Origin of the sequence: Streptomyces sp. NPDC053474, assembly GCF_044544845.1 — a bacterium.
Classification (GTDB): domain Bacteria; phylum Actinomycetota; class Actinomycetes; order Streptomycetales; family Streptomycetaceae; genus Streptomyces.
This window is the reverse complement of record NZ_JBITXV010000007.1, coordinates 406,955-429,997: the sequence shown is the minus strand read 5'-3', so window position 1 is coordinate 429,997 and position 23,043 is coordinate 406,955. Positions and strand designations below refer to the sequence as shown.

Genomic DNA, 23,043 nt, shown 5'->3' with positions numbered 1-23,043 from the left:
CTGGACAACTCTCAGCGGATTGGGGCGCTTTCGATGACACCTACGCTCGTGCACCCACACCTCCCGCGCGCGGGTGCACCCCCACGTGTGGACCGGTGCGCACGCGCGCGTGACTGGGCGGAGATCCAGGAGCGGATGCTGGTCCCCCTCGTGGACGCGGTGTACCGACGACTCGAAGTGGGCGCGGGCACCCGCCTGCTCGACCTGGGCTGCGGCTCCGGGCTCGCCCTGCTGATGGCCGCCTCGCGCGGCGCGACGGTGACCGGCGTCGAGCCATCGGCGCCCGAACGGCTCGCCCTGGCCCGCGAACGCCTCGCGCCCGAGGGGCCGTTCGCCGCGCGCGCCGGCACCCGCCTCCTCCAGGGCTCCCCCGGGGACGCCGCCGCGCCGGACGTGCCCGCGTACACCGTGGTGACCGCGTTCCAGCCGATCGGGTGCAGGGCGGGCGACGCCGACGACCTGGCGGCCCTGCTCGACGCCGCGGCGCCGCTCGTCGAGCGCGGCGCGCCGGTGGTCCTGGTGGGCTGGGGCCCGCCGGAGCGCTGCACGACCTCGTCGGTGCTCCGGGTGGCGACGAAGCTCGCCGACCCCCTGCGCGGTTCCGTCGGCTGGCGCGCCGCCCGCCGGGACGACCTGGAGGACGTCGCGCAGCGCGCGGGCCTCCGCCCCGACGGCTCGGGCCGCGTGGCCTGCCCCTTCGGCTACGCCGACATGGACAGCGCCGTCCGCGGACTCCTGTCCACGGGCCTGTTCGACGCGGCGGTCGGCGCGACGGACCAGGCGCAGGTCGACAAGGAGCTGACCGAGGCGCTCCACCCGCACCGGCGCCGCGACGGCACGATATGGATGCCGAACGTCTTCCGCTACCTCATCGCCCGAACGCCATAACCGTCGTCTCCATAGACACACCCGTCATCCCCGTAGACCACGACTCGTCTCCGTAGACCATGACCTGTCTCCGTAGGCCACGACCCGTCCTCGTGAACCACGACCCGTCTCCGTAGGCCACGACCCGTCTCCGTAGACCACGGCTGGCCCGCACACCGTCGTGGCTGCCCCCGCGGCCTCAACCGTCCTTCGTGAGGCGGGTGATCCCGGCCACCCGGTAGGCGTCCGCCTCCTCCAGGGTCTCGTTCTCCAGCAGGGCGTCGGCCAGGGCGTCCAATTGGCCGCGGTGGTCGCGCAGTTGGCGGCAGGCGCTCTCGTAGCACTCGTCCACGATGCGGCGCATCTCGCCGTCGATGGTGTCGAGGGTCTCCGGAGCGGCGGCGAGGCCGTACGCCTGCTGGGCGTCGTTCGGCAAGGCCGAGAGTCGGCCGACGCGCTCGCTCATGCCCCAGCGGGCGACCATCCCGCGCGCGATGGTGGTGACCTGCTCCAGGTCGTTCTCGGCGCCCGTGGTGACGACCCCGTAGACGACGTGTTCGGCCGCCATGCCGCCGAGCGCGCCGATGATGCGGCCGCGCAGATACTCCTCCGTGTACGCGTACCTGTCGGAGTCCGGAGTGGAGAGCGTGACGCCGAGGGCACGGCCGCGCGGCACGATGGTGATCTTGCGGACGGGGTCGGCGCCCGGCTGCAACATGCCGAGCAGGGCGTGCCCGCTCTCGTGGTACGCCGTGCGGCGCCGCTCCTCGTCCGGCATGACCAGCGGCCGCTCGGCACCCAGCTGGACCTTCTCCAGGGCCTCGGAGAGGTCGGACTGGGTGACGGCGGACTGCTTGCGCTTCACCGCGAGGAGAGCCGCCTCGTTGGCGAGGTTCGCCAGGTCCGCGCCGGTCATCCCCGGTGTGGTGCGGGCCACCTGGGCCAGGTCGACGCCCTCCGCCAGCGGGATCGCCCGCGTATGGATCTTGAGGATGGCCTCGCGGCCGCCCCGGTCGGGCGGCGAGACGTTCACGATCCGGTCGAAGCGGCCGGGGCGGGTCAGGGCCGGATCGAGGATGTCGGCCCGGTTCGTGGCCGCGATGACGATGACGCCCTCCGAGCCGGAGAAGCCGTCCATCTCGGTCAGGATCTGGTTGAGCGTCTGCTCGCGCTCGTCGTGGCCGCCCATGCCGCTGCCGCCGCCGCGCGCCCGCCCGATGGTGTCGATCTCGTCGATGAAGATGATCGCGGGCGCGACCTTGCGGGCCTCCGCGAACAGCTCACGCACCCGCGAGGCGCCGACGCCCACGATCATCTCGATGAACTCGGAGGCCGACGCCGAGAAGAACGGCACCCCCGCCTCCCCCGCCACCGCCCGCGCGAGCAGCGTCTTGCCCGTGCCAGGCGGCCCGGCGAGCAGCACGCCGCCGGGCATCCGGGCGCCCATCTTCCGGTACTCGTCGGGGTTGCGCAGGAAGTCGACGACGTCGTTCAGCTCGCCCTCGACCTCGTCGATGCCCGCGACGTCCGCGAACGTGGTGCGCTTCCTGCCCGGCTCCAGCTCCACCGGCTTCGGCGGCTGCTTGCGCCCGAGCATCCCGCCCGCACCGCCCATGCCGGACGCCATCCGCCGCGCGATGAAGATCCACAGCGCCACCAGGAGCAGCATCGGCGCCAGCGAGATCAGCAGGTTCGACAGGAAGCTGCGCTCCTGCACCACCGGCTCGGCCGTGACCGTGACCTTGTGCTTGGTCAGGTCCTGCCACAGCTTGTCGTCCGCGAACGCGGGCCGCTGGGTCGTGAACTTCGTGTAGTTCCCGTCGCCGCCTGGGTCCTTCCGCTCCTTCTTGAGCTGCCCCTGGATCGCGTCGCCCTTGGAGTAGATCTTCGACACGTTGCCGTCGTCGACCTGCTTGCTGAATTCGGTGTACGAGATGGTCGGCTCGTCGCCGTCGTTGAAGAAGGAAAGGACGAGGTTGGCGATCAGGTACACGATCAGGGCCGTGAGGATGAGCCCGCCCCAGCCGCCCGGCATCTTCCGCTTGGGCGGCGGTGCGGGCGGCGGCTCCGGAGCGCCCTCGGAGCGCCAGGGCTGCTCGGGCTTCTGGCGCGGCGGCACGGGGTTGCTCATAAGCGGACGTTACGTCACAAAAACCTGCACGGCACCCGCGCGGACACCCGCGAATCCGCCGCCGAACGCGCCCGGGGCGCCCCTCCTCACGAAGGGGCGCCCCAGCGCACTGTCACGGCGAGTCAGGCTCAGCCCATGAACTTCTTGAACTCGTCCGGCAGCTCGAAGTCCTTGCCGCCCTGCCCGGCCGGCAGGCCGAACGCACCGCCCGCGGCGGCCCCCTCGGCCGCGGCCCGGCGCGCTGCGGCCTCGTCCTCCTGCTGCTTGCGCTTCATCGGGTTGCCCGAGCGCTGCTTGCCCTTGGCCTGCTTCTGCTTCTTCTTCTGCCGACCGGGGCCGCCACCCATGCCCGGCATCCCGGGCATCCCCGGCATGCCGCCGCCCTGGGCCATGCGGGACATCATCTTGCGGGCCTCGAAGAACCGCTCGACCAGGCCCTTCACCGCGCTGACCTCGACGCCGGAGCCCTTGGCGATACGGGCGCGACGCGAGCCGTTGATGATCGTCGGGTCCTGGCGCTCGCCCGGCGTCATCGACTTGATGATCGCGGCCGTGCGGTCGACGTCCCGCTCGTCCAGGTTGTTGATCTGGTCCTTGATCTGGCCCATGCCGGGCAGCATGCCGAGAAGCTTGGAGATCGACCCCATCTTCCTGACCTGCTCCATCTGCGCCAGGAAGTCGTCGAGCGTGAAGTCCTGGCCCTTCTTGGAGGCCAGCTTCGAGGCCATCTTCTCGGCCTCTTGCTGCGAGAAGGTCTGCTCGGCCTTCTCGATCAGCGTGAGCATGTCGCCCATGCCGAGGATGCGGGACGCCATGCGGTCCGGGTGGAACGCGTCGAAGTCGTCCAGCTTCTCGCCGTTCGACGCGAACATGATCTGGCGGCCGGTGACGTGCGCGATCGACAGGGCCGCACCACCGCGGGCGTCGCCGTCGAGCTTGGAGAGCACCACGCCGTCGAAGCCGACGCCGTCGCGGAAGGCCTCGGCCGTGTTGACCGCGTCCTGACCGATCATGGCGTCGACGACGAACAGGACCTCGTCCGGGCTGACGGCGTCGCGGATGTCCGCGGCCTGCTGCATCAGCTCCTGGTCGATGCCGAGGCGACCGGCGGTGTCGACGATGACGACGTCGTGCACCTTGGTCTTCGCGTACTCGATGGAGTCCTTGGCGACCTGCACCGGGTCGCCCACGCCGTTGCCCGGCTGCGGGGCGTACACGGCGACGCCCGCGCGCTCGGCGACGACGCTCAGCTGGTTCACGGCGTTCGGGCGCTGGAGGTCACAGGCCACGAGCAGCGGCGAGTGGCCCTGCGACTTCAGCCAGTGGCCGAGCTTTCCGGCGAGCGTGGTCTTACCGGCGCCCTGGAGACCGGCGAGCATGATGACCGTCGGCCCCTGCTTGGCGAAGCGCAGGCGGCGGGTCTCGCCGCCGAGGATCGCGACCAGTTCCTCGTTGACGATCTTGATGACCTGTTGGGCGGGATTCAGGGCCTGCGAGACCTCGGCCCCGACCGCGCGCTCCTTGACCTGCTTGATGAAGGCACGGACGACGGGCAGCGCCACGTCGGCTTCCAGCAGGGCGATACGGATCTCGCGCGCCGTGACGTCGATGTCCGCCTCGGACAGCCTGCCCTTGCCCCGAAGGGTTTTGAAGGTGGCTGCGAGGCGATCGGAGAGAGTATCGAACACGGCGGAGTCGGTCCTCAGGGTCGGCGATGGTAAGCGTTGCACCCCAGGGTATCGGGCCCGGCAAGCCACGCGTCCCTGCCTGCCGTCACCCGACGGACGAAGTGCCGTCGGGCGCCGGATGGAGTGGCGCCGGGCGCCGGGTGGAGTGGCGCCGGGCGCCGGGCGCAGGCGGAGCCCGGGACGGCGCGGAGGCCGCCCCAGCCGCGCAGCACCCCTGTCGCCACCTCAGCCCCGCAGCGCTCCCTCCACCCCCCGCGCCACCTCGACCGCCCGCTCCCCCGCCAGCGGCCCCCCGTCGGCCCCGGTCACGTAGAACGCGTCCACCGCGTTCGACCCGAGCGTCGACACGTGCGCGCTGCGCACCCGCACCCCGGCCGCCTCCAGGGCAAGGCCGATCCGGTGCAGCAGGCCAGGCGCGTCCTGGGCCCGGACCTCGATGACGGTGGCACGCCGTGAGCCCGCCGACGCGACGGTCACGCGCGGCGGCGGGGCGGGCACCCCGCGCCGCCGGGGGTAGGCCGCGTCGCGTTCGGCGAGGCGACCGGCGATGTCCAGGGAGCCGTCGAGGGCCCGTACGAGGTCGGCGCGGAGCCGGGCGGCCTGCGGCAGGGAGCCGTACTCGGCGGCCACCCGCCAGTCGAGCAGCAGCACCGAGCCCCCGACCTCCGCGGGCAGTTCCAGGACGCGCAGCTCGGCCGTGCGGACGGTCAGGCGGTGGGTGGCGAGCACCCCGGCGGCGGCCGCGAGGATCCCGGGCCGCTCCGGCACGGCGATGAGCAGCTCCACGCCGAGGCCTTCGGCGGGCCCGTCCGGGTCCGGCTCGGCCCGGGAGCACAGCGCCAGGACGGGCCCGCCGGTGCGGAACGCCTCCAGGGCGAGCCGCTCCTGCTCGGCCGACGCGGGCGGCTCGGCGCGCTGGAGCGGCTCGTTCCCGGCCAGGACCGCGTCGACGCGGCGGACGAGGTCCGCGACCAGGGAGCCGCGCCAGGAGGACCAGGCGGCGGGCCCGGTGGCCAGGGCGTCGGCCTCGGTGAGCGCGTGCAGCAGCTCCAGGGTGCTGCGGGTGCCGACGGCTTCGGCCACCGTCTTCACGGTGGCGGGGTCGTCGAGGTCGCGCCGGGTCGCGGTCTCGACGAGCAGCAGATGGTGGCGGACGAGGCGGGCGAGTACGGCGGCGTCGCCCTTCTCGAAGCCGATCCGGGTCGCCACGTCACGGGCGATGATCTCCCCGGCGACGGAGTGGTCGCCGGGCCAGCCCTTGCCGATGTCGTGCAGGAGCCCGGCCATGAGCAGCAGATCGGGCCGCCCGACGCGGCGGGTGAGCGCGGAGGCCCGTACGGCGGTCTCGACGAGGTGGCGGTCCACGGTCCAGGTGTGCACGGCGTTGCGCTGCGGCCTGCACCGCACCCGCTCCCAGTCCGGCAGGAGCCGGGTGATCAGGCCTTCCGCCTCCAGGGCCTCCCACACCTGGACGGTGGGGCGGCCGGCGCCGAGCAGGGTGACGAGCTGTTCGCGGGCTTCGGCGGGCCAGGGTGTCGGCAGCGGCCGGGCCGTGGCGGCGAGGCGGCGCACGGCGTGCAGGGAGAGCGGCAGGCCCGCCTGGGCGGCGGCCGCGGCGGCGCGCAGCGGGAGCACGGGGTCGCGCTCGGGGCGCGCGGCCCGGGCGAGGACGACCTCGCCGTCCTGCTCCACGACGCCCTCGGCGAGCGGTGAGCGCTCGGCCGCGGTGGTCCGCGCGCCGCCGAGCAGGCCGCGAAGGCGTGGCCGGGCGGCGCGTGACCGCAGCACGCGGGAGACCTCGCGCCAGGTGACGTCGCCCGCGTAGGCGATGGTGCGGGCGGCCTCGTAGACCTGGCGCAGCAGCGTGTCGGCGTCGAGGAGGCCCAGGTCGGCGGCGACCTGGGCCTGCTCCTGGAGGGCGAGCCGGTCGGTGGCGCGGCCGGTGGTCAGATGCAGTGCGTCGCGTACGTCGAGCAGGGTGCGGCGCGCCGCGTCGAGGCCTTCGCGGGGCGCGTCGGCGAGCCAGGAGGCGGCGACGGCGCGCAGGGCGGTGGTGTCCCTCAGGCCGCCGCGCGCCTCCTTCAGGTCGGGTTCGAGGAGGTGGCTCAACTCGCCCTGGCGCTCGGCCCGTTCGTCGCACAGCTCGCGCAGCTCGGGGAGGCGCTTGGGCGCCTGGTTGCGCCAGTCGGCGAGGATCGTGGCGCGCAGGGCCGTGGTGAGGCCGAGGTCCCCCGCGACGTGCCGGGCGTCGAGGAGGCCGAGCTGGACCTTGAGGTCGTCGGCGGCCGTCCGGCGGGCTTCGGCGGGGGTGCGGACGGAGTGGTCGAGGGAGAGCCCGAGGTCCCAGACGGGGTACCAGATGCGGTCGGCGAGGGCCGCGAGGGCGCCGGGCTCGGCGCTGCCGTCGTGCAGGAGCAGCAGGTCGAGGTCGCTGCGCGGGGACAGTTCGCCGCGGCCGTAGCCGCCGACGGCGACGAGGGCGGCCCCGCGCGGCGCCGCGAGGTCGGCGGTGCCCGCGGCGAGGAGGCCGCCGAGCCAGCCGTCGGTCAGCTCGGCGAGGGCCGAACGGCGCGGCGGCCCGGACTGCGCCTCCTGGTGCAGGAGGCGCAGCCGGGCCGCCGCGTAGCCGCTGGGTCCGGAGTCTTCGGTCTCGGTTCGTACGTCCACACTCGTCACCCGGCGGCTCCTGTTCTCCACGGTGTCCAGGGCGGTTACGGCACGGTGTCCAGGGGCGCCGCCGACCCGGCGCCCGTGGGGGTTAGAGCGCGTCGGGGCCGCGTTCGCCGGTCCGGACGCGGACGGCGGTCTCGACGGGCAGCGTCCACACCTTGCCGTCGCCGATCTTGCCGGTGCGGGCGGCCTTCACGATGACGTCGACGAGCTGCTCGGCGTCGCCGTCCTCGACGAGGACCTCGATGCGGATCTTGGGGACGAGGTCGACGGTGTACTCCGCGCCGCGGTAGACCTCGGTGTGGCCGCGCTGGCGTCCGTAGCCGCTGGCCTCGGTGACGGTCAGGCCCTGGACGCCGAAGGCCTGGAGGGCTTCCTTGATCTCGTCGAGCCGGTGCGGCTTGACCACCGCGGTGATGAGCTTCATGCGTCCACCTTCTTGTTCTTCGGCTCCGCCGCGGCGGAGGCGGCGGTCTGCGCTACCGGGCCCGGCACGGCGGCGGTGCGCGGCGCCGTGCCGCCGCCCGCGCCGCTGAAGTCGTACGCCGTCTCGGCGTGCTGGACCTGGTCAATGCCGCTGATCTCCTCGTCCTCGCTGACGCGCATGCCGATCGTCTTGTCGATGAGGAGGGCGAGCACGGCGGAGGCGAGGAAGGAGTACGCGAGGACGGCGCCGACCCCCGCGGCCTGCTTGCCGAGCTGGTCGAGGTTACCGCCGTAGAAGAGGCCCTTGGCGTCGGACTGGCCGCCGCCGGTGGCGAAGAGGCCGACGAGGAGGGAGCCCGTGATGCCGCCGACGAGGTGGACGCCGACGACGTCGAGGGAGTCGTCGAAGCCGAACCTGAACTTCAGGCCGACGGCCATGGCGCACAGCAGTCCGGCCACAGCACCGATGGCGAGGGCGCCGAGCGGGGAGCAGGAACCCCCGGAAGGAGTGATGGCGACGAGGCCCGCGACGGCGCCGGAGGCGGCGCCGAGCGTGGTGAACGCGCCGTGCCGCAGCTTCTCGTAGACGAGCCAGGCCAGCATGGCGGCGGCGGTGGCGACCTGGGTGTTGAGGAACATCAGGGCGCCGACGCCGTCGTCGTTGCCGAGCCAGGACCCGGCGTTGAAGCCGAACCAGCCGAACCACAGCAGACCGGCACCGAGCATCACGAGCGGCAGGCTGTGCGGGCGCATGGGGTCCTTCTTGAAGCCGACGCGCTTGCCGATGACGAGGATGACGCCGAGGGCCGCGGCGCCCGCGTTGATGTGCACGGCGGTGCCGCCCGCGAAGTCGATCACGCCGAGTTCGAAGGCCCAGCCGCCGGTGCCCCACACCCAGTGGGCGACGGGGAAGTACACGAGCGTGGCCCACAGCGTGACGAACAGGGCCCAGGCGGTGAACTTCACGCGGTCCGCGAGGGCGCCGCTGATCAGGGCGGGCGTGATGATCGCGAACATGAGCTGGAAGACCGCGAAGACGTAGACGGGGACGGTGTAGCCGTCCCAGAGCTCGGTGAGGCCGATTCCGCTGAGCCCCACGTAGTCGGCGTCCCAGGCGATGAGGCTGCCGTGGTCGCTGCCGAAGGCGAGGGAGAAGCCGTAGAGCACCCACAGGAGGGTGACGATCCCCAGGCTGATGAAGCTCATCATCAGCATGTTCAGGGTGCTCTTGACGCGGACCATGCCTCCGTAGAAGAAGGCGAGACCCGGCGTCATGAGCATCACCAGGGCGGAGCAGATGAGCATGAACCCGGTGTTGGCGGCAGACAGCTCCGGGGCGTCTGCGGCAAGCCGGATGCCTGGGGGCATCGCAGTCTCCTCGTCGTCGGATGCGGCCCGTGCGGTCCGGCCTCTGCGGGGCGAGGACGGTGGACCGGTGATGCGGCACGAGGTTGGCGCAGCGCGGTTTCGGCCAGTGCCGCTCGATGTTTCGCGCCAGTGACGAAGAGGTCGGGCGTGTTACGCGTGCATGAATTCGACGGTGTGGACAGGGGCGCGGTCCTACCCTGCCGGACCGCCGCGGCACCCGTACGGGGGAACCGTCGGGGCACGGCCAACCGGCCGCGGCGCCATCCGGATGACCTGGCATGGGGGAGCCGAGTCGGGCTGTTCGGGATGGGCTGCCGCGACCGGAGTCCTGGGGCGTCGGGCCGGGGCCCTGGAGGGTCGGCGGGTCCGCGGACCGTCAGACGGCCTCCGCGGTTTCCGGCATCTCCTGGGCGAGCTGCTCGGTGAAGTGGACGACCTCCGGGACGTCGCCGAAGTCCCGCACGGCGTTGGCGACGGTCTTGCGCAGCCGGGTGTTGACCCGCTCGGAGCGGACCTTCTTGGCGATGTCCAGGGTGTTCCTGGCGAGGAGCATGCTCTGCTCGGGCTCCTTCTGGAGCAGGTGGACGGTGGCCATGCCGATGAGGTTCAGCGCGTACGACCGCTGGTGTTCGGGGTCCTTGCGGAAGAGCTCGACGGCGCGCTCCATGACGGGCTCGGAGAGGGAGGCGTAGGTCGGGCTGCGGCCCGCGACGTAGGCGAGGTCGCGGAAGGAGTGGGCGTTCTCGCCGTTGAGCTCGGCTTCGGAGAAGAAGCGGATCCAGTCCGGCTCGGGCTCGTCCCAGTCGTCCGCGTCGGTGAAGGTGTCCTCGGCCATGCGCACCGCCCGTTTACAGCGGCCCGGTTGGCCCATTCCGGCGTAGGCGCGGGCCTCCATCGCATACAGCATCGCCTGGGTGCGCGGGCTCGCGCAGTCGCGGCTGCCGTACTGGGCGAGGTGGATGAGCTCCAGGGCGTCGTCGGGACGGCCGAGGTGGATCATCTGGCGGCTCATGCTGGAGAGGATGTACGAGCCAAGCGGCTTCTCGCCCGCTTCCTTGGCGGCGTGCAGGGCGAGGACGAAGTACTTCTGGGCGGTCGGCTGGAGCCCCACGTCATAGCTCATCCAGCCCGCGAGCTCGGCCAGTTCACCGGCGACCTTGAACAGGCGCTTGGCGGTGGACTCGGGCTGGGGCTCCTGGAGCAGGTCGGTCACCTCGTGCAGCTGGCCGACGACGGCTTTGCGGCGCAGGCCGCCGCCGCACTGGGCGTCCCACTGGCGGAACATCACCGTGGTGGACTCCAGGAGGTCCATCTCCGGCTTGGAGAGGCGGCCGGGGCGCCTGCTGGGGTACTGCTGGGGCTCGGGCTCCGCCACCACCTGGGCGGTGGAGGGGCCCGGCACCAGCCAGCGCTGCATGGGCTCGATCAGGGCGGGGCCCGCGGACAGGGCGAGCGAGGCGCCGAGGAAGCCGCGCCGGGCGAGCATCAGGTCGCTGCGGCTGAACTCGCTGATGAGCGCGACCGTCTGCGGCCCGGTCCAGGGCAGGTCGACGCCGGAGACGGAGGGCGACTGGTGGGCGGCGCGCAGGCCGAGGTCCTCGACGGCGACGACGCAGCCGAAGCGCTCCGAGAACAGCTCGGAGAGGATGCGCGGAATGGGCTCGCGCGGATTCTCCCCGTCCAGCCAGCGCCGGACGCGGGAGGTGTCCGTGGAGATGTGATGAGCGCCCAACTGCCTGGCTCTGCGGTTCACTTGGCGCGCCAGCTCGCCCTTCGACCAGCCACTGCGCACGAACCAGGAGCTGAGCATCTCGTTCGGGCGCTTCTCGGCGTTAGTACCGCCACCGCTACTGCCGCCCACTGGAACGCCCCCATCCCTCAAGACACTTGTACGCGGTCCTCGGTCAAGCCCTAACAGAATGCCGCGTGTCGCGGCCGCCCGTCCGGAGAATGTCACCCATCGAACGGGAAGCCGACTTGCCTCCGGCATACCCGCGAGCGCGCACCGCTCCCGACTCCATGCACTGAAAGTAATCCTACGATCACCCCTCCGGCGAGGGCGATCCCAGAAACGCCACCATTCGCCACCCCTTCGAATGAACTCCCAGACCGCCGCACGCGATTCACTTGACACAGAACAACCGAGAGTCGGCGGAACGGAGCACACAGGGGCGCGGGCCGCGGGGCACACCACCCCCGAATCCCCCGAGCGCCGCGAGCACGCGGCGGCGGAAGTCGGCGAAAGTCAGCGAAAGTCGGCTTGAGACGTCCAAACAGCGACGCCGGGCGACTCCCAAGACAGCTTAAGACAGAGAGTCACGATCCGATTCCGTCACGTAACCACGGCGCACTCGACCCGTTGGAGGGGGCATGGGCTTCACGATCGGCGGCATCCGGGGGACCAAAGAGCCCCGTTCCGGTGACCGCGGAACAAAGGATTCGGGACTCCCGGAGGCGAAGGACACGGGCGGGAAGGACCGGGGCGCGGGCGACCGTGAGCCCGGCCGCGCGAAGGAGCCCAAGGAGCCGCGTGCCACGTCGCGGCGGCGGGGCCGCGCCGCGTCCGACTGCACGGCGGTGGCGGAGTACACGGGCCTGTGGGGCTGGGCCGTGGTGCCCGGGGCGCGCGCCCAGGACGGCCGCTGCTCCTGCGGCGCCGCCGGGTGTCCGGCCCCCGGCGCACACCCCCTCGACTTCGCGCCGGAGGTTCCGGCGGGCGCCACCCTCGACGAAGTGACCGACGCCTGGGGGCAGTTCCCCGGGGCGGCCGTGATGCTGCCGGTCGGCCGCGCGTTCGACGTCATCGAGGTCGCGGAGACCGCCGGGCGCCGGGCCCTGGTGCGCCTGGAGCGGATGGGCCTGCCGCTCGGCCCGGTGGCGGCCACGCCCGACGGCCGCACGCACTTCCTGGTCGCGCCCGGCGCTGCCGCCGAACTCCCCCAGCTGCTCTACCGCATGGGCTGGGACGACGCGGCACTCGACCTGCACGGCATCGGCCCCGGCAGCCACATCACCGCGCCGCCCTCCGACCGCGGCGGGCTCGGCCCGGTCCGCTGGCTGCGCGCCCCCGACCCGGACTCGGCGACGAGCCCCCCGCACGCCCGGCTCGTGCTCGGCACGCTGGCGTACGTGGCCCACCGCTCACCGGCGTAGCGCCCCGCTCGCGCGCGGGGGCGCACTCCCCGCGCGGGACGCCGCATACGGAAGGGCCCCACCCCCGGCTGCACCCCGGGAGGCGGGGCCCTTCCTCGCGTACGCGCGCGCCTACGGCAGTGTCCCGGGGGCGCCCCGAAGGGGCGCGGGGAACTGCGCGCCCAGCCACGACGCAGTCACAGATGGACGACGGCACGGCGCGGCACCCGCCCTGCGGAGCGCTCAGTCGCCGATAAGGGCATCGACGAAGGCCTCGGGCTCGAAGGGCGCGAGGTCGTCCGCGCCCTCGCCCAGGCCCACCAGCTTGACCGGCACGCCCAGCTCGCGCTGGACGGCGACGACGATGCCGCCCTTGGCGGTGCCGTCGAGCTTGGTGAGGACGATGCCGGTGATGTCGACGACCTCGGCGAAGACCCGGGCCTGCACCAGGCCGTTCTGGCCGGTGGTGGCGTCCAGGACGAGCAGCACCTCGTCGAGCGGGGCGTGCTTCTCGACAACGCGCTTGACCTTGCCGAGCTCGTCCATCAGGCCGGTCTTGGTGTGCAGGCGGCCCGCGGTGTCGATGAGCACGACGTCGGCGCCCTCGGCGATGCCCTCCTTGACGGCGTCGAAGGCGATGGAGGCCGGGTCGCCGCCCTCGGGTCCGCGCACGGTGCGGGCGCCGACGCGGTCGCCCCACGTCTGGAGCTGGTCGGCGGCGGCGGCGCGGAAGGTGTCGGCGGCGCCGAGGACGACCGAGCGGCCGTCGGCGACGAGGACGCGGGCGAGCTTGCCGGTGGTGGTGGTCTTGCCGGTGCCGTTCACGCCGACGACCATCACGATGCCCGGGGTCTCCAGGCCGGACTCGGTCTTCACGGCGCGGTCGAAGTCCGTGCCGACGAGCTGCAGGAGCTCCTCGCGCAGCAGGGTGCGCAGCTCCTGCGGGGTGCGGGTGCCGAGCACCTTCACGCGCTCGCGCAGCCGCTCGACCAGCTCCTGGGTGGGGGCGACGCCGACGTCGGCGGTGAGGAGCGTGTCCTCGATCTCCTCCCAGGTGTCGTCGTCGAGGTGCTCGCGGGAGAGCAGGGTCAGCAGGCCCTTGCCGAGCGCGTTCTGCGAGCGGGACAGGCGGGCGCGCAGCCGCACCAGGCGGCCCGCGGTGGGCTCCGGGGTCTCGATCTCCGGGGCTTCGGGGGCCTCGGGAGCCGGGGGCTCCTCGACCACGACGGGGGCGGACGCCGACGGCTCGGCGACCGGCAGGTCCACCTCCTCGATGGTGCGGCGCGGCTCGTCGCGCGGCGTCTCGGCCTCGTCGCCGACGTGCGGCTCGGCGGGGGGTGCGGTGATGGTGGGCGTGCTCGACGGGGCCTGGGACGGCGGCAGCTGCTTCTTCTTGCGGCTGCCGACGACGAGCCCGCCGATCGCGCCGACCACGACCACGGCGATGACTACAGCGAGGATGACGATTTCCATAACCCACCCAGTATCAGTCATGGCCCGCCAACGGGCCCCCCTTGTGGCTTCCTCCAAAAGACATAGGCCACTAGCCGGGATTACTCGGACTAAAGTACGATGGAAGAGGCTGCGTCAACGCGCGTAGAGTCCATCCGACGAAAACCCCCACCGGCTGCGACAACGTCGACGCAGGCCGAGCGAGAGGCACGGAACTCCCCCTCATGAGCACCACCGCCCAGCCCTCCACGGACGGCGCACCCACCCGTGAAAGCACGCTCGAGGTACGCGGTATCGAGCCCGTTCCCGATCATGAACGACACGGCCAGGTCAGGGAGCTGTTCCCGACGTGGGTAGCCGCGAACATCAGCGTGCTACTGCTCACCATGGGGGCTGCTCTTGCCGTCAACAACGGCCTGAACTTCTGGCAGATCTTGATCTGCGCCGCAGTTGCATCAGTCATCGCCTTCGGGATGGTCGGCGTGCTGTCGGTCTCGGGCAAATGGGGCGGCGCACCCGGAGCACTGCTCTCACGCGCCACCTTCGGCGTTCGGGGCAACTACTTCCCAGGAGCGATTCTGTGGGTGGCTCGATTCGGCTGGGAAACGATCAACGCCGTCACTGGCGCCTACGCCATCCTGACCATTCTGGACCTGCTGTTCGACGTCAAGAGCAACAACGTCCTCATCGTGGTCACCTTGCTGGCCTTTGTCGCAGTTACGTTTCTTGTGAGCGGCATGGGCCGCAAGGTGCTCAACATCTGCAACAAGTGGTCCACCTACCTATTCGGCCTGTTCAGCGTGCTGGTGCTGATCTACCTAATCGCCAACGTGGACTGGAGCTCGGTCTTCGACAAAAAGCCCGGAAGCATCGCGCTGCTGATCGCAGGCATCGGCACCATCGCAGCGGGCGGCATCAGCTGGGTGCCCACCGGCCCTGACTTCGCCCGCTACCTCCCGCACTCCGCATCTGGCCGGAAGATCGTCTCCACGACGGTGTCCGGGGCAGCACTCGTCCTGGTGCCCATGGTGCTGATGGGCGGCGTCATGGCCGCATCCAACCCGAAACTGGCCAGCCAGAACACGGATCCCATGTCCTTCCTGGGCGGCATGCTGCCGACCTGGCTCGCAGTGCCATATCTCATCACCGCGTTGGTAGGCATGCTGTTGATCAATAGCCTGTCGATGTACTCTGCGGGCTTCACGGCTCAAACCATGGGAGTGAAGCTGCCACGCGCGATGGCCGTGTCCATCAATGCGGCCATCAGTCTGATCGGCGGCCTCTTCATGATGCTGGTGGCCAAGGACTTCATTGGTCAGTTCATCACGTTCCTGACCCTGCTCGCCGTCTCGTTCTCCGCGTGGATCGGGGTGTACGGGGTCGACATGGCCCGCCGCTCCCGCCGCACTGTCCGGTATCACGCCGAGGACCTCATGAACACCAGCCGCACAAGCCGCTACTGGTACACCGGTGGCTTCTGCTGGCAGGCAATGGCGGCCTGGGCCGCAGCCCTGGCCGTGGGCCTTTGCCTCACCAAGGTTCAGTGGTTCACTGGGCCGCTCGCTACTACCTGGGTCGGACGCCACGGCCTGGGCTGGGCAGCGACGATTGCCGTATCGGCCACACTCTTCGCCCTGCTGCCGACACCACGCGAGGCTGGCCGCGAAGGGCTTTGATCGTGACGTGAAGCTGTCGCCCAACGGCGGCGAATCACCAACCTTCAGGTCACGCAGCCCCTGTTGGACATGTCCACGATGCGGGACATAGGGTCCTTTATGATCATGGATCTACAAGACCAGAAGGGCGCCAGCATGTCGACCAGGAGCGTTTCACGGATCACCGCGATAGGCGCAGCAGCTGCCAGTTGCCTCCTCCTGACCCCCGCATCGGCGCATGCCGCAGCCGGGACACCCAAGACGGTTCCACACAAGAGCATCTTCAAGGACTGTCCGAACTCTGGTCGCATTTTGGCGTGGATGACCACGATGACCATTGGCACCTGTTCTTCGCTCTCAAACGGCAAGCTCTACTTCTCCATGGCGCAGGTCCTGGAATCAGGGCGACCCCAGAAGCTCACCACCACGTACGACAAGCGCGGTGGCAGCAAGGCGAAGATCGCCTTGGGCTACAAGCAGAACAACAAGCTGCACTGGACAAAGGCCCGTTGGGTTAAGAAGGGCCAGGCCGTGGAGTTCTCTTGGAAGAACAGCCGTGACAAGTTCCAGCCGAGCCGTGGGTACCTGAAGATGTACACCAGCTCCGGGACCAAGGTCTACAAGACGCCTCTCTTTAAGTGCGACGGCCCGGCTGGATGCGGAGCCGTCGGACACTGATCGGACAGCTACACGCCTCACTGGCTGCACGTAGCAGTACCTATCTGACATCAGGTCAGGTACCGTCCCCCTTCGCCGCCCACGGCCCGCCACCGAGGCGGGCTCCGGTGAAGGGGGACGTCGCGCATGCCCGTCACAGTCGTCCGCTTCAACCTCGTCGACCCGGCGTCGCGGGAGCTCGGCGCGCGCTACCGGGCCGCCGTGGAGATGGCCGCCTACGCCGACGCCCGCGGGGTCAGCACGGTCCAGACCGAGGAGCACCACGGCGCGGCCGACAACTGGCTGCCCTCGCCGCTGACCTTCGCGGGCGCGGTGTTCGGCGCCACCCGGCGCGTCCTCGTCACCGTCTCGGCCGCCATCGGTCCCCTGTACGACCCGCTGCGGCTCGCCGAGGACATCGCCGTGCTCGACCTGCTCAGCGGCGGCCGCCTGGTCACGGTGGCGGGCATCGGCTACCGGCCCGAGGAGTACGCGGCCCTCGGCGTCGACTTCTCGCGGCGCGGCGCGCTCCAGGACGAGCTCCTTGAGACCCTGCTGCGGGCCTGGACCGGCGAGGAGTTCACCTTCCGCGGGCGCAGGGTCCGCGTCACGCCGCGCCCCGGCACCCGGCCCCATCCGCTGCTCCTGGTGGGCGGCTCCTCGCGGGCGGCGGCGCGCCGCGCGGCCCGGCTCGGCCTGCCCTTCTTCCCGAGCGCGCACCTGCCGGACCTTGAGGCGTACTACCGGCACAAGCTCACGGAGTACGGCACCGAGGGCTGGACCACGATGCCCGCGGCGAAGACCCCGCTGCTGCACCTCGCCGAGGATCCGGACCGCGCCTGGGCGACGTACGGCGAGCACGTCCTGCACGAGGCGCGCGCCTACGCGTCCTGGCAGTCGGGCGGCGTCCGCTCGGCCGTGCGGTCGACGGCCACGACGGTCGAGGAGCTGCGCGCGGAGGGCGTGTACCGCATCCTCACGCCGGAGGAGTGCGTGGCGCTCGCGGCGGGCGGCGCGCCGAGTCTCGTGCTGCATCCGCTGGTCGGCGGGATGCCGGTGGAGGAGGGCTGGCGCGGCCTGCGCCTGTTCGGCGAACGCGTACTACCCCGGCTCCAGGACGTCGGGTCCGGGAGCCGGGGCAGCTTTCCGCAGGAGGAGGGGGCAGCGGGGTCTTAGCCCATCTCCTCCAGGGTCTTGCCCTTCGTCTCCTTGACGAACTTCAGGACGAAGGGGATCGAGAGGGCCGCGAAGGCGCCGTAGATGATGTACGAGCCGCTCAGGGACCACTCGGACATGCTCGGGAAGGTCTTGGTGATGGCGAAGTTGGCCAGCCACTGGGCGGAGGCGGCCACGCCGAGACCGGCGGCGCGGATGCGGTTGGGGAAGATCTCGCCGAGGAGCACCCAGACCACCACGCCCCAGGAGAAGGCGAAGAAGAGCACGAAGGCGTTGGCGGCGATGATCGCGACCAGGCCCTGCGCGTGCGGCAGCGAGACGTCGTCACCGGAGCCGCTGCGGTAGGAGAACGCCCACGCCATCGTGAACAGGGCCGTCGCCATGCCCGCGGAGCCGACCAGGGCCAGCGGCTTGCGGCCGATGCGGTCGACCAGGACCATCGCGATCACCGTACCGACGATGTTCACGATCGAGGTCTCGAAGGAGTACAGGAACGAGCTGGACGGGTCCTTGCCGATCGACTGCCACAGCTGGTTCGAGTAGTAGAAGATCACGTTGATGCCGACGAGCTGCTGGAAGACCGAGAGCCCGATGCCGATCCAGATGATCGGCAGGAAGCCGGCCTTGCCGCCGAGCAGGTCCTTGAACGTGGACTTGTGCTCGCTGCGCATGCCCATGTGGATCTGCGCGATGCGCTGGTCCAGGTTGACGTCCTTGCCCTCGACGTCGGCGAGCACCTTGCGGGCCTCGGCGTCGCGGCCCACGGAGATCAAGAAGCGCGGCGACTCGGGGATCGCGAGGGACAGCAGGCCGTAGAGGACGGCCGGGACGACCATGACGCCGAGCATCCACTGCCAGGCCTCCAGGCCCGCGAGCTTGCCGCGCTGATCGCCGTCGGCCATGTTCAGGATGCCCCAGTTGACCAGCTGCGACACGGCGATGCCGATGACGATGGCGGCCTGCTGGAAGGAGGCGAGACGGCCCCGGTAGGCGGGCGGCGCGACCTCGGCGATGTAGGCCGGGCCGATCACGGAGGCCATGCCGATGCCGATGCCGCCGATGAGGCGCCACATCGTCAGGTCCCAGGCCGCGAAGGGCAGCGCCGAGCCGACGGCGCTGGCGGCGAAGAGCACGGCGGCGATCTGCATGCAGCGGATGCGGCCGATGCGGTCGGCGATGCGACCGGCGACCGCGGCGCCGACGGCACAGCCGAGCAGCGCGGTGGCGATGATCCAGCCGAGCAGGTTGGCGTCCACGTCGAACCGGTGCTGAATGGCCACCGTGGCGCCGTTGATCACGGAACTGTCGTAACCGAAGAGGAATCCGCCCATCGCGGCTGCCGCCGTGATGAAGATGACATGGCCGAGATGGTCCGGGTGGGCCTCCCGGGCCCGTGGTGTCGGCGGCTGCGCTGTGCTGGTCACGTGTACTCCTCGGGCCACCGGCGTCACTGCCGGGGTGGGGGCGAGCTCTTCAAGTGGCGCACAACTTCACGCCGCCCACCACCTGAAGGTAAAAGCAACGTTGCAGAGACTATGCCTTCAAGTTTCGAAGTCAATAGCTCGCAGAGAACCAGTTGAATCCGCACTGGTCACAGTTTGACTTCAAGAGTTGAAGAAGAATGAAGTTGATCAAGAAAGGCTCAGCGGAGCCGCTGACTGATCACCTTGGAGACGCCGTCGCCCTGCATCGAGACGCCGTACAGCGCGTCGGCGACCTCCATCGTGCGCTTCTGGTGCGTGATCACGATGAGCTGCGAGGCCTCCTGGAGCTCCTGCATGATGCGGATGAGCCGCTGGAGGTTGGTGTCGTCGAGCGCCGCCTCGACCTCGTCCATCACGTAGAACGGGCTGGGCCGCGCCTTGAAGATCGACACCAGGAGCGCCACGGCCGTCAGCGACCGCTCGCCGCCGGAGAGCAGCGAGAGCCGCTTGACCTTCTTGCCGGGCGGACGGGCCTCGACGTCGACGCCCGTGGCCAGCATGTTGTCGGGATCGGTCAGGATCAGCCGTCCCTCACCGCCCGGGAAGAGCCTGCTGAAGACGCCCTCGAACTCCCGGGCCGTGTCCCGGTAGGCCTCGGTGAAGACCTGCTCGACGCGCTCGTCGACCTCCTTCACCACCTGGAGGAGGTCGGCGCGGGTCTTCTTCAGGTCCTCCAGCTGCTCGGAGAGGAACTTGTGGCGCTCCTCCAAGGCCGCGAACTCCTCAAGGGCGAGCGGATTGACCTTCCCCAGCTGCTGGTACGCCCGTTCGGCTGACCTCAGCCGCTTCTCCTGCTCCGCGCGGACGTACGGCCGCGGCTGGTTGCGCGGATGTCCGGGGTCCTCCGGCAGCTCCTCGCCCTCGGCGGGGGGCGAGGGCGGCACGAGCTGATCGGGCCCGTAGTCGGCCACGAGCCCCGCCGGTTCCACACCGAGCTCCTCCAGCGCCTTGGTCTCCAGCTGCTCGATCCGCAGCCGCTTCTCCGCGCCGAGTACCTCGCCCCGGTGAACCGAATCCGTCAGTTTGTCGAGCTCCGCCTTGAGGTCGCGCCCCTGGTTCCGCGCGGCGGCGAGGTCCCGCTCGCGCGCCTCCCTGGCCCGCTCGGCCGCCACCCGCTCCTGATCGGCCCGGACCAGGGAGACCTCGACGTGCGCGAGCAGCTGGCGGGCGCCGGAGGCGACGGCCCCGGCGACCGCGGCCTCGTGCCGCAGCCTGGCCCGGTGCCGCTCCGCACGCGCGCGTGCCTCGCGCTCGGCGCGGGCGGCCCGGTCGAGCGATTCGGCCCGCCCGGCGAGCCCCTTCACCCGCTCCTCGTGCGTACGGACCTGGAGACGGGCCTCCATCTCGGTCTGGCGCGCGTTGGCGCCGTCGGCCGCGAGGCGGTCCCGCGCCCCGGTGTCCGGCTCCTCGTCCGCGGGCATCTCCTCGGCCACGGCGAGCCGCTCGGCCAGCTCCTCGACCTCCCACCGCGCCTTCTCCAGGGCCTCCTGGGCCTGGGCGGCGGCCGCGGCGGACCGCTCGGCCTCACCGGCGGCGCCGCGCGCCTGGCCCGCGAGGCTGCCGAGCCGCTGCGCGACGGCGGACTTCTCCCGGTCGGCGGCGCGCCGCCGCTCCCCCAGCTCCTCGACGAGCGCGGCGCACTCCCGGCGCCGCTCGTCGGCGGCCCGCTGCTCCCGCGTCAACTCCTCGCACCGCACGCCGAGTTCTTCGAGCTCGGCGGCGGCCTCGGCCACCGAGGCCTGCACCTCAAGGAGGCTGGGCGCGCCCGCGGAGCCGCCCTGCGCGAAGTGCGCCCCGAGCAGGTCGCCCTCGGCGGTGACCGCGGTCAGCTCCGGGTGCGCGTACACCAGGTCCTCGGCGTCTTCGAGGGTGCCGACGACGACGATGCCGCGCAGCAGCCGCCGCACGGCGGGCAGCAGTTCGGCGGGGCCGCGCACGAGGTCGGCGGCGCGGGGCGGCCCGTCCCCCGCAGCCTCGGGGGCGGGCCCCTCGGTGTCGGCGGCCCCCGCGAGCAGCAGCGCGGCCCGGCCCGCGTCCTGCTTGCGCAGCAGGCGGATCGCTTCTGCGGCGGACGCCGGTGTCGTGACGGCGATGGCGTCGGCGGCCGCGCCGAACGCCGCCGCCACCGGCACCTCGAAGCCCGGCGCGACGGAGAGGAGTTCGGCCGCGGGACCGAGCAGGCCCGCGAGCCGGTCCCGCGCGGCGAGCAGCGCGCCCGAGCCGTCCTTGCGGCGGAGCCCGAGCGCGAGCGCCTCGTGCCGGGCGGCGACGGCGGCCCGCTTCCGCTCGGCGGCGGTGGCCGCTTCCCGGGCCGCCGTCAGCGCGGCCTCTGCTTCGGCGAGGGCCCGGCGGGCCTCCTCGTGCCGCTCACCGAGCTCGGCGTCGCCCGCGTCGAGCCCGTCGACCTCGGCCTTGAGCTGCTCGTACTCCTCCTGCGCGGCCCTGGCCCGCTCCTGGGCCTCGTCGCGCGCCAGGGCGAGCCGGTCGATCTCGGCCTGGGCGGAAGCGGCCCGCGAGCGCGCCGCGTTGACCTGGCCGCCGAGGCGCGCGAGGCCTTCGCGCCGGTCGGCGATGGCCCGGGCCACGTCCTTCAGGCGCCGCTCCTCGGCGGCGAGGTCCCGCTCCAGGTCCGCCCGGTGCGCGACGGTGTCGTCGAGGGCGTGCTGCGCGGCCTCCAGGGCGGCGGCCAGCTCGGCCTCCTGCTCGCGGATGCGGGCGGCCTCGCGCTCCAGGTCCTCCGGGTCGCGGCCGCGCCGCTCCTCCGCGGGCGCGGAGGTGGCGCTGGTGACCCGGGCGTCGGCGAGCGAGATGGTGCCGCGCACCCGCTCGGCCAGCTGCGACAGCTCGTACCAGGTCTGCTGGGCGCGCTGGAGGCGCGGCGTGAGCTGCCGCACTTCGTCCTCCAGCTGGGCCTCCCGGGTCAGCGCGGCCTTCAGCTCCGTCTCGGCGGCGTCCCTGCGGGCCTTGAGCGCGGCCTCGTCGGCGACCTCCGTGTTCAGGGCCTCGCGCAGACCGACCAGGTCGTCGGCGAGCAGCCGGAGGCGGGCGTCGCGCAGATCGGCCTGGATGACGGCGGCGCGGCGCGCGACGGCGGCCTGCCGCCCGAGCGGCTTGAGCTGGCGGCGCAGCTCGTCGGTGAGGTCCTGCACCCGCGCGAGGTTGGCCTGCATCGCGTCCAGCTTCCGCAGCGCCTTCTCCTTGCGCTTGCGGTGTTTGAGGACGCCCGCGGCCTCCTCGATGAAGGCCCTGCGGCCCATGGGGTCGGCGTGCAGCACCGAGTCGAGCTGGCCCTGGCCGACGATGACGTGCATCTCACGGCCGATGCCGGAGTCGGAGAGCAGCTCCTGGATGTCGAGAAGGCGGCAGGTGTCGCCGTTGATCTGGTACTCGCTGCCGCCGTTGCGGAACATGATCCGCGTGATCGTGACCTCGGCGTACTCGATGGGCAGCGCGCCGTCGGAGTTGTCGATGGTGAGGGAGACCTCGGCGCGGCCCAGCGGCGGGCGGCCGGTGGTGCCCGCGAAGATCACGTCCTCCATCTTGCCGCCGCGCAGCGACTTGGCGCCCTGCTCCCCCATGACCCAGCTCAGCGCGTCCACGACGTTGGACTTGCCGGAGCCGTTGGGTCCGACGACGCAGGTGATGCCCGGCTCGAACTTCAGCGTCGTGGCGGACGCGAAGGACTTGAAGCCGCGCAGGGTGAGGGCCTTGAGGTGCACGCCGCTGGACTCTACCTTTCGCCGAGAGTTCACCGAGGGAACGTACGGGCCGTTTCACGGAGGAAGGTGCAGGGCACATCAGAGTCAGGAAACGACCTCGCACCGGGGCATGGACAGCCAAGTTCTGGGCACGGCTTGACCGTTCGGCGTCCCCCTCCTGATCGCCCCCCCCGCACGGCGCGCCCAGTACGACACGGCGGACGACAAAAGAAGAAGGGACGCCGAAGCGTCCCTTGCAGATCTCTTGAAGCAGAGCTCTTGGGTCAAGCGGTTGATACGGGCATCTTGACCACGTCGCACCGAGCACGCGGCCGCTCTGGCATTCCCGCGTACGTGGCCATACGCGGGAGTACGTCACAGGGACGCACGGGGTGCCGGGCCCGGGGTGGCGTGGGTCAGGTGAGCGCAGGCTCCGCCTGGGGTACGTCGATGCTCTCCAGGAGCGATTCGCGAGAAGCGGCGACGGTCAGCGCGTCGTTCTCCGCCTGGATCCTGACCAGCTCGGATTCCAGGTCCTGGACGCGCTGCTGGAGCCGTCGCATCTCGGCGAGAAGTCGCGGGTCGCTGCCGCCGACGTAACCGAGAAGCGCCTTTGCCATGATGGATGGTCCTCCACAC

15 protein-coding genes are annotated in these 23,043 nt (G+C 71.5%); 5 read left to right on the top strand and 10 right to left on the bottom strand.

Annotated elements, in window-relative coordinates; translation table 11 throughout:
• Positions 1-33 precede the first annotated feature (33 nt).
• Positions 34-888 carry an SAM-dependent methyltransferase gene (locus ACIG3E_RS19580; protein ID WP_399617628.1) on the top strand — a complete coding sequence of 285 codons (855 nt, stop codon included), beginning with the start codon at positions 34-36 and terminating at the stop codon, positions 886-888.
• A 178-nt stretch (positions 889-1,066) separates the two neighbouring features.
• Here ACIG3E_RS19580 and ftsH read toward each other — a convergent pair whose 3' ends face one another.
• The 6 genes from ftsH to ACIG3E_RS19550 form a co-directional block, all read right to left on the bottom strand.
• Positions 1,067-2,998 carry an ATP-dependent zinc metalloprotease FtsH gene (gene ftsH / locus ACIG3E_RS19575; protein WP_399617625.1) on the bottom strand — a complete coding sequence of 644 codons (1,932 nt, stop codon included), beginning with the start codon at positions 2,996-2,998 and terminating at the stop codon, positions 1,067-1,069.
• Positions 2,999-3,126: 128 nt separating this feature from the next.
• Complete coding sequence (ffh, locus tag ACIG3E_RS19570; RefSeq protein ID WP_399617622.1) at positions 3,127-4,686, bottom strand: signal recognition particle protein; 1,560 nt, start codon at positions 4,684-4,686, stop codon at positions 3,127-3,129.
• Between the two features lie 225 nt (positions 4,687-4,911).
• Positions 4,912-7,362, bottom strand: coding sequence for a [protein-PII] uridylyltransferase (locus tag ACIG3E_RS19565; protein WP_399617619.1), 2,451 nt, complete (start codon positions 7,360-7,362; stop codon positions 4,912-4,914).
• Between the two features lie 82 nt (positions 7,363-7,444).
• Positions 7,445-7,783, bottom strand: coding sequence for a P-II family nitrogen regulator (locus ACIG3E_RS19560; RefSeq protein ID WP_138962057.1), 339 nt, complete (start codon positions 7,781-7,783; stop codon positions 7,445-7,447).
• Positions 7,780-9,150: an ammonium transporter gene (locus tag ACIG3E_RS19555; protein WP_399617616.1), complete on the bottom strand. Its 1,371-nt coding sequence runs from the start codon at positions 9,148-9,150 to the stop codon at positions 7,780-7,782. The genes ACIG3E_RS19560 and ACIG3E_RS19555 overlap by 4 nt, the downstream gene beginning before the upstream one ends.
• A 376-nt stretch (positions 9,151-9,526) precedes the next feature.
• Complete coding sequence (locus tag ACIG3E_RS19550; RefSeq protein WP_399617612.1) at positions 9,527-11,011, bottom strand: hypothetical protein; 1,485 nt, start codon at positions 11,009-11,011, stop codon at positions 9,527-9,529.
• Between the two features lie 509 nt (positions 11,012-11,520).
• Between ACIG3E_RS19550 and ACIG3E_RS19545 the strand changes: the two genes are divergently transcribed.
• Entirely contained in the window at positions 11,521-12,303 is a 783-nt protein-coding gene (locus ACIG3E_RS19545; RefSeq protein WP_399617609.1) for a bifunctional DNA primase/polymerase, read from the top strand.
• A 222-nt stretch (positions 12,304-12,525) separates the two neighbouring features.
• Here ACIG3E_RS19545 and ftsY read toward each other — a convergent pair whose 3' ends face one another.
• Positions 12,526-13,755, bottom strand: coding sequence for a signal recognition particle-docking protein FtsY (gene ftsY, locus ACIG3E_RS19540; RefSeq protein ID WP_399617606.1), 1,230 nt, complete (start codon positions 13,753-13,755; stop codon positions 12,526-12,528).
• A 203-nt stretch (positions 13,756-13,958) separates the two neighbouring features.
• On the opposite strand from ftsY, the gene ACIG3E_RS19535 reads away from it, so the two are divergent.
• From ACIG3E_RS19535 to ACIG3E_RS19525, 3 genes are all read left to right on the top strand, one after another.
• On the top strand, positions 13,959-15,410 hold the full coding sequence (locus tag ACIG3E_RS19535; protein ID WP_399617603.1) for a purine-cytosine permease family protein: 1,452 nt from the start codon (positions 13,959-13,961) through the stop codon (positions 15,408-15,410).
• Between the two features lie 300 nt (positions 15,411-15,710).
• Positions 15,711-16,067, top strand: coding sequence for a hypothetical protein (locus ACIG3E_RS19530; protein WP_399617600.1), 357 nt, complete (start codon positions 15,711-15,713; stop codon positions 16,065-16,067).
• Positions 16,068-16,193: 126 nt separating this feature from the next.
• Positions 16,194-17,222 (top strand): LLM class flavin-dependent oxidoreductase, encoded by a 1,029-nt coding sequence (locus ACIG3E_RS19525; protein ID WP_399617597.1) that lies wholly within the window; start codon positions 16,194-16,196, stop codon positions 17,220-17,222.
• On the opposite strand, the gene ACIG3E_RS19520 is transcribed toward ACIG3E_RS19525, so the two are convergent.
• The 3 genes from ACIG3E_RS19520 to ACIG3E_RS19510 form a co-directional block, all read right to left on the bottom strand.
• Positions 17,219-18,646 carry a sugar porter family MFS transporter gene (locus tag ACIG3E_RS19520; RefSeq protein ID WP_399617594.1) on the bottom strand — a complete coding sequence of 476 codons (1,428 nt, stop codon included), beginning with the start codon at positions 18,644-18,646 and terminating at the stop codon, positions 17,219-17,221. The two genes, ACIG3E_RS19525 and ACIG3E_RS19520, sit on opposite strands and share 4 nt — an antisense overlap.
• Before the next feature lie 218 nt (positions 18,647-18,864).
• Positions 18,865-22,425, bottom strand: coding sequence for a chromosome segregation protein SMC (smc, locus tag ACIG3E_RS19515; protein WP_399617860.1), 3,561 nt, complete (start codon positions 22,423-22,425; stop codon positions 18,865-18,867).
• A gap of 395 nt (positions 22,426-22,820) precedes the next feature.
• Complete coding sequence (locus tag ACIG3E_RS19510) at positions 22,821-23,024, bottom strand: hypothetical protein (protein ID WP_399617592.1); 204 nt, start codon at positions 23,022-23,024, stop codon at positions 22,821-22,823.
• Between the last annotated feature and the right edge of the window lie 19 nt (positions 23,025-23,043).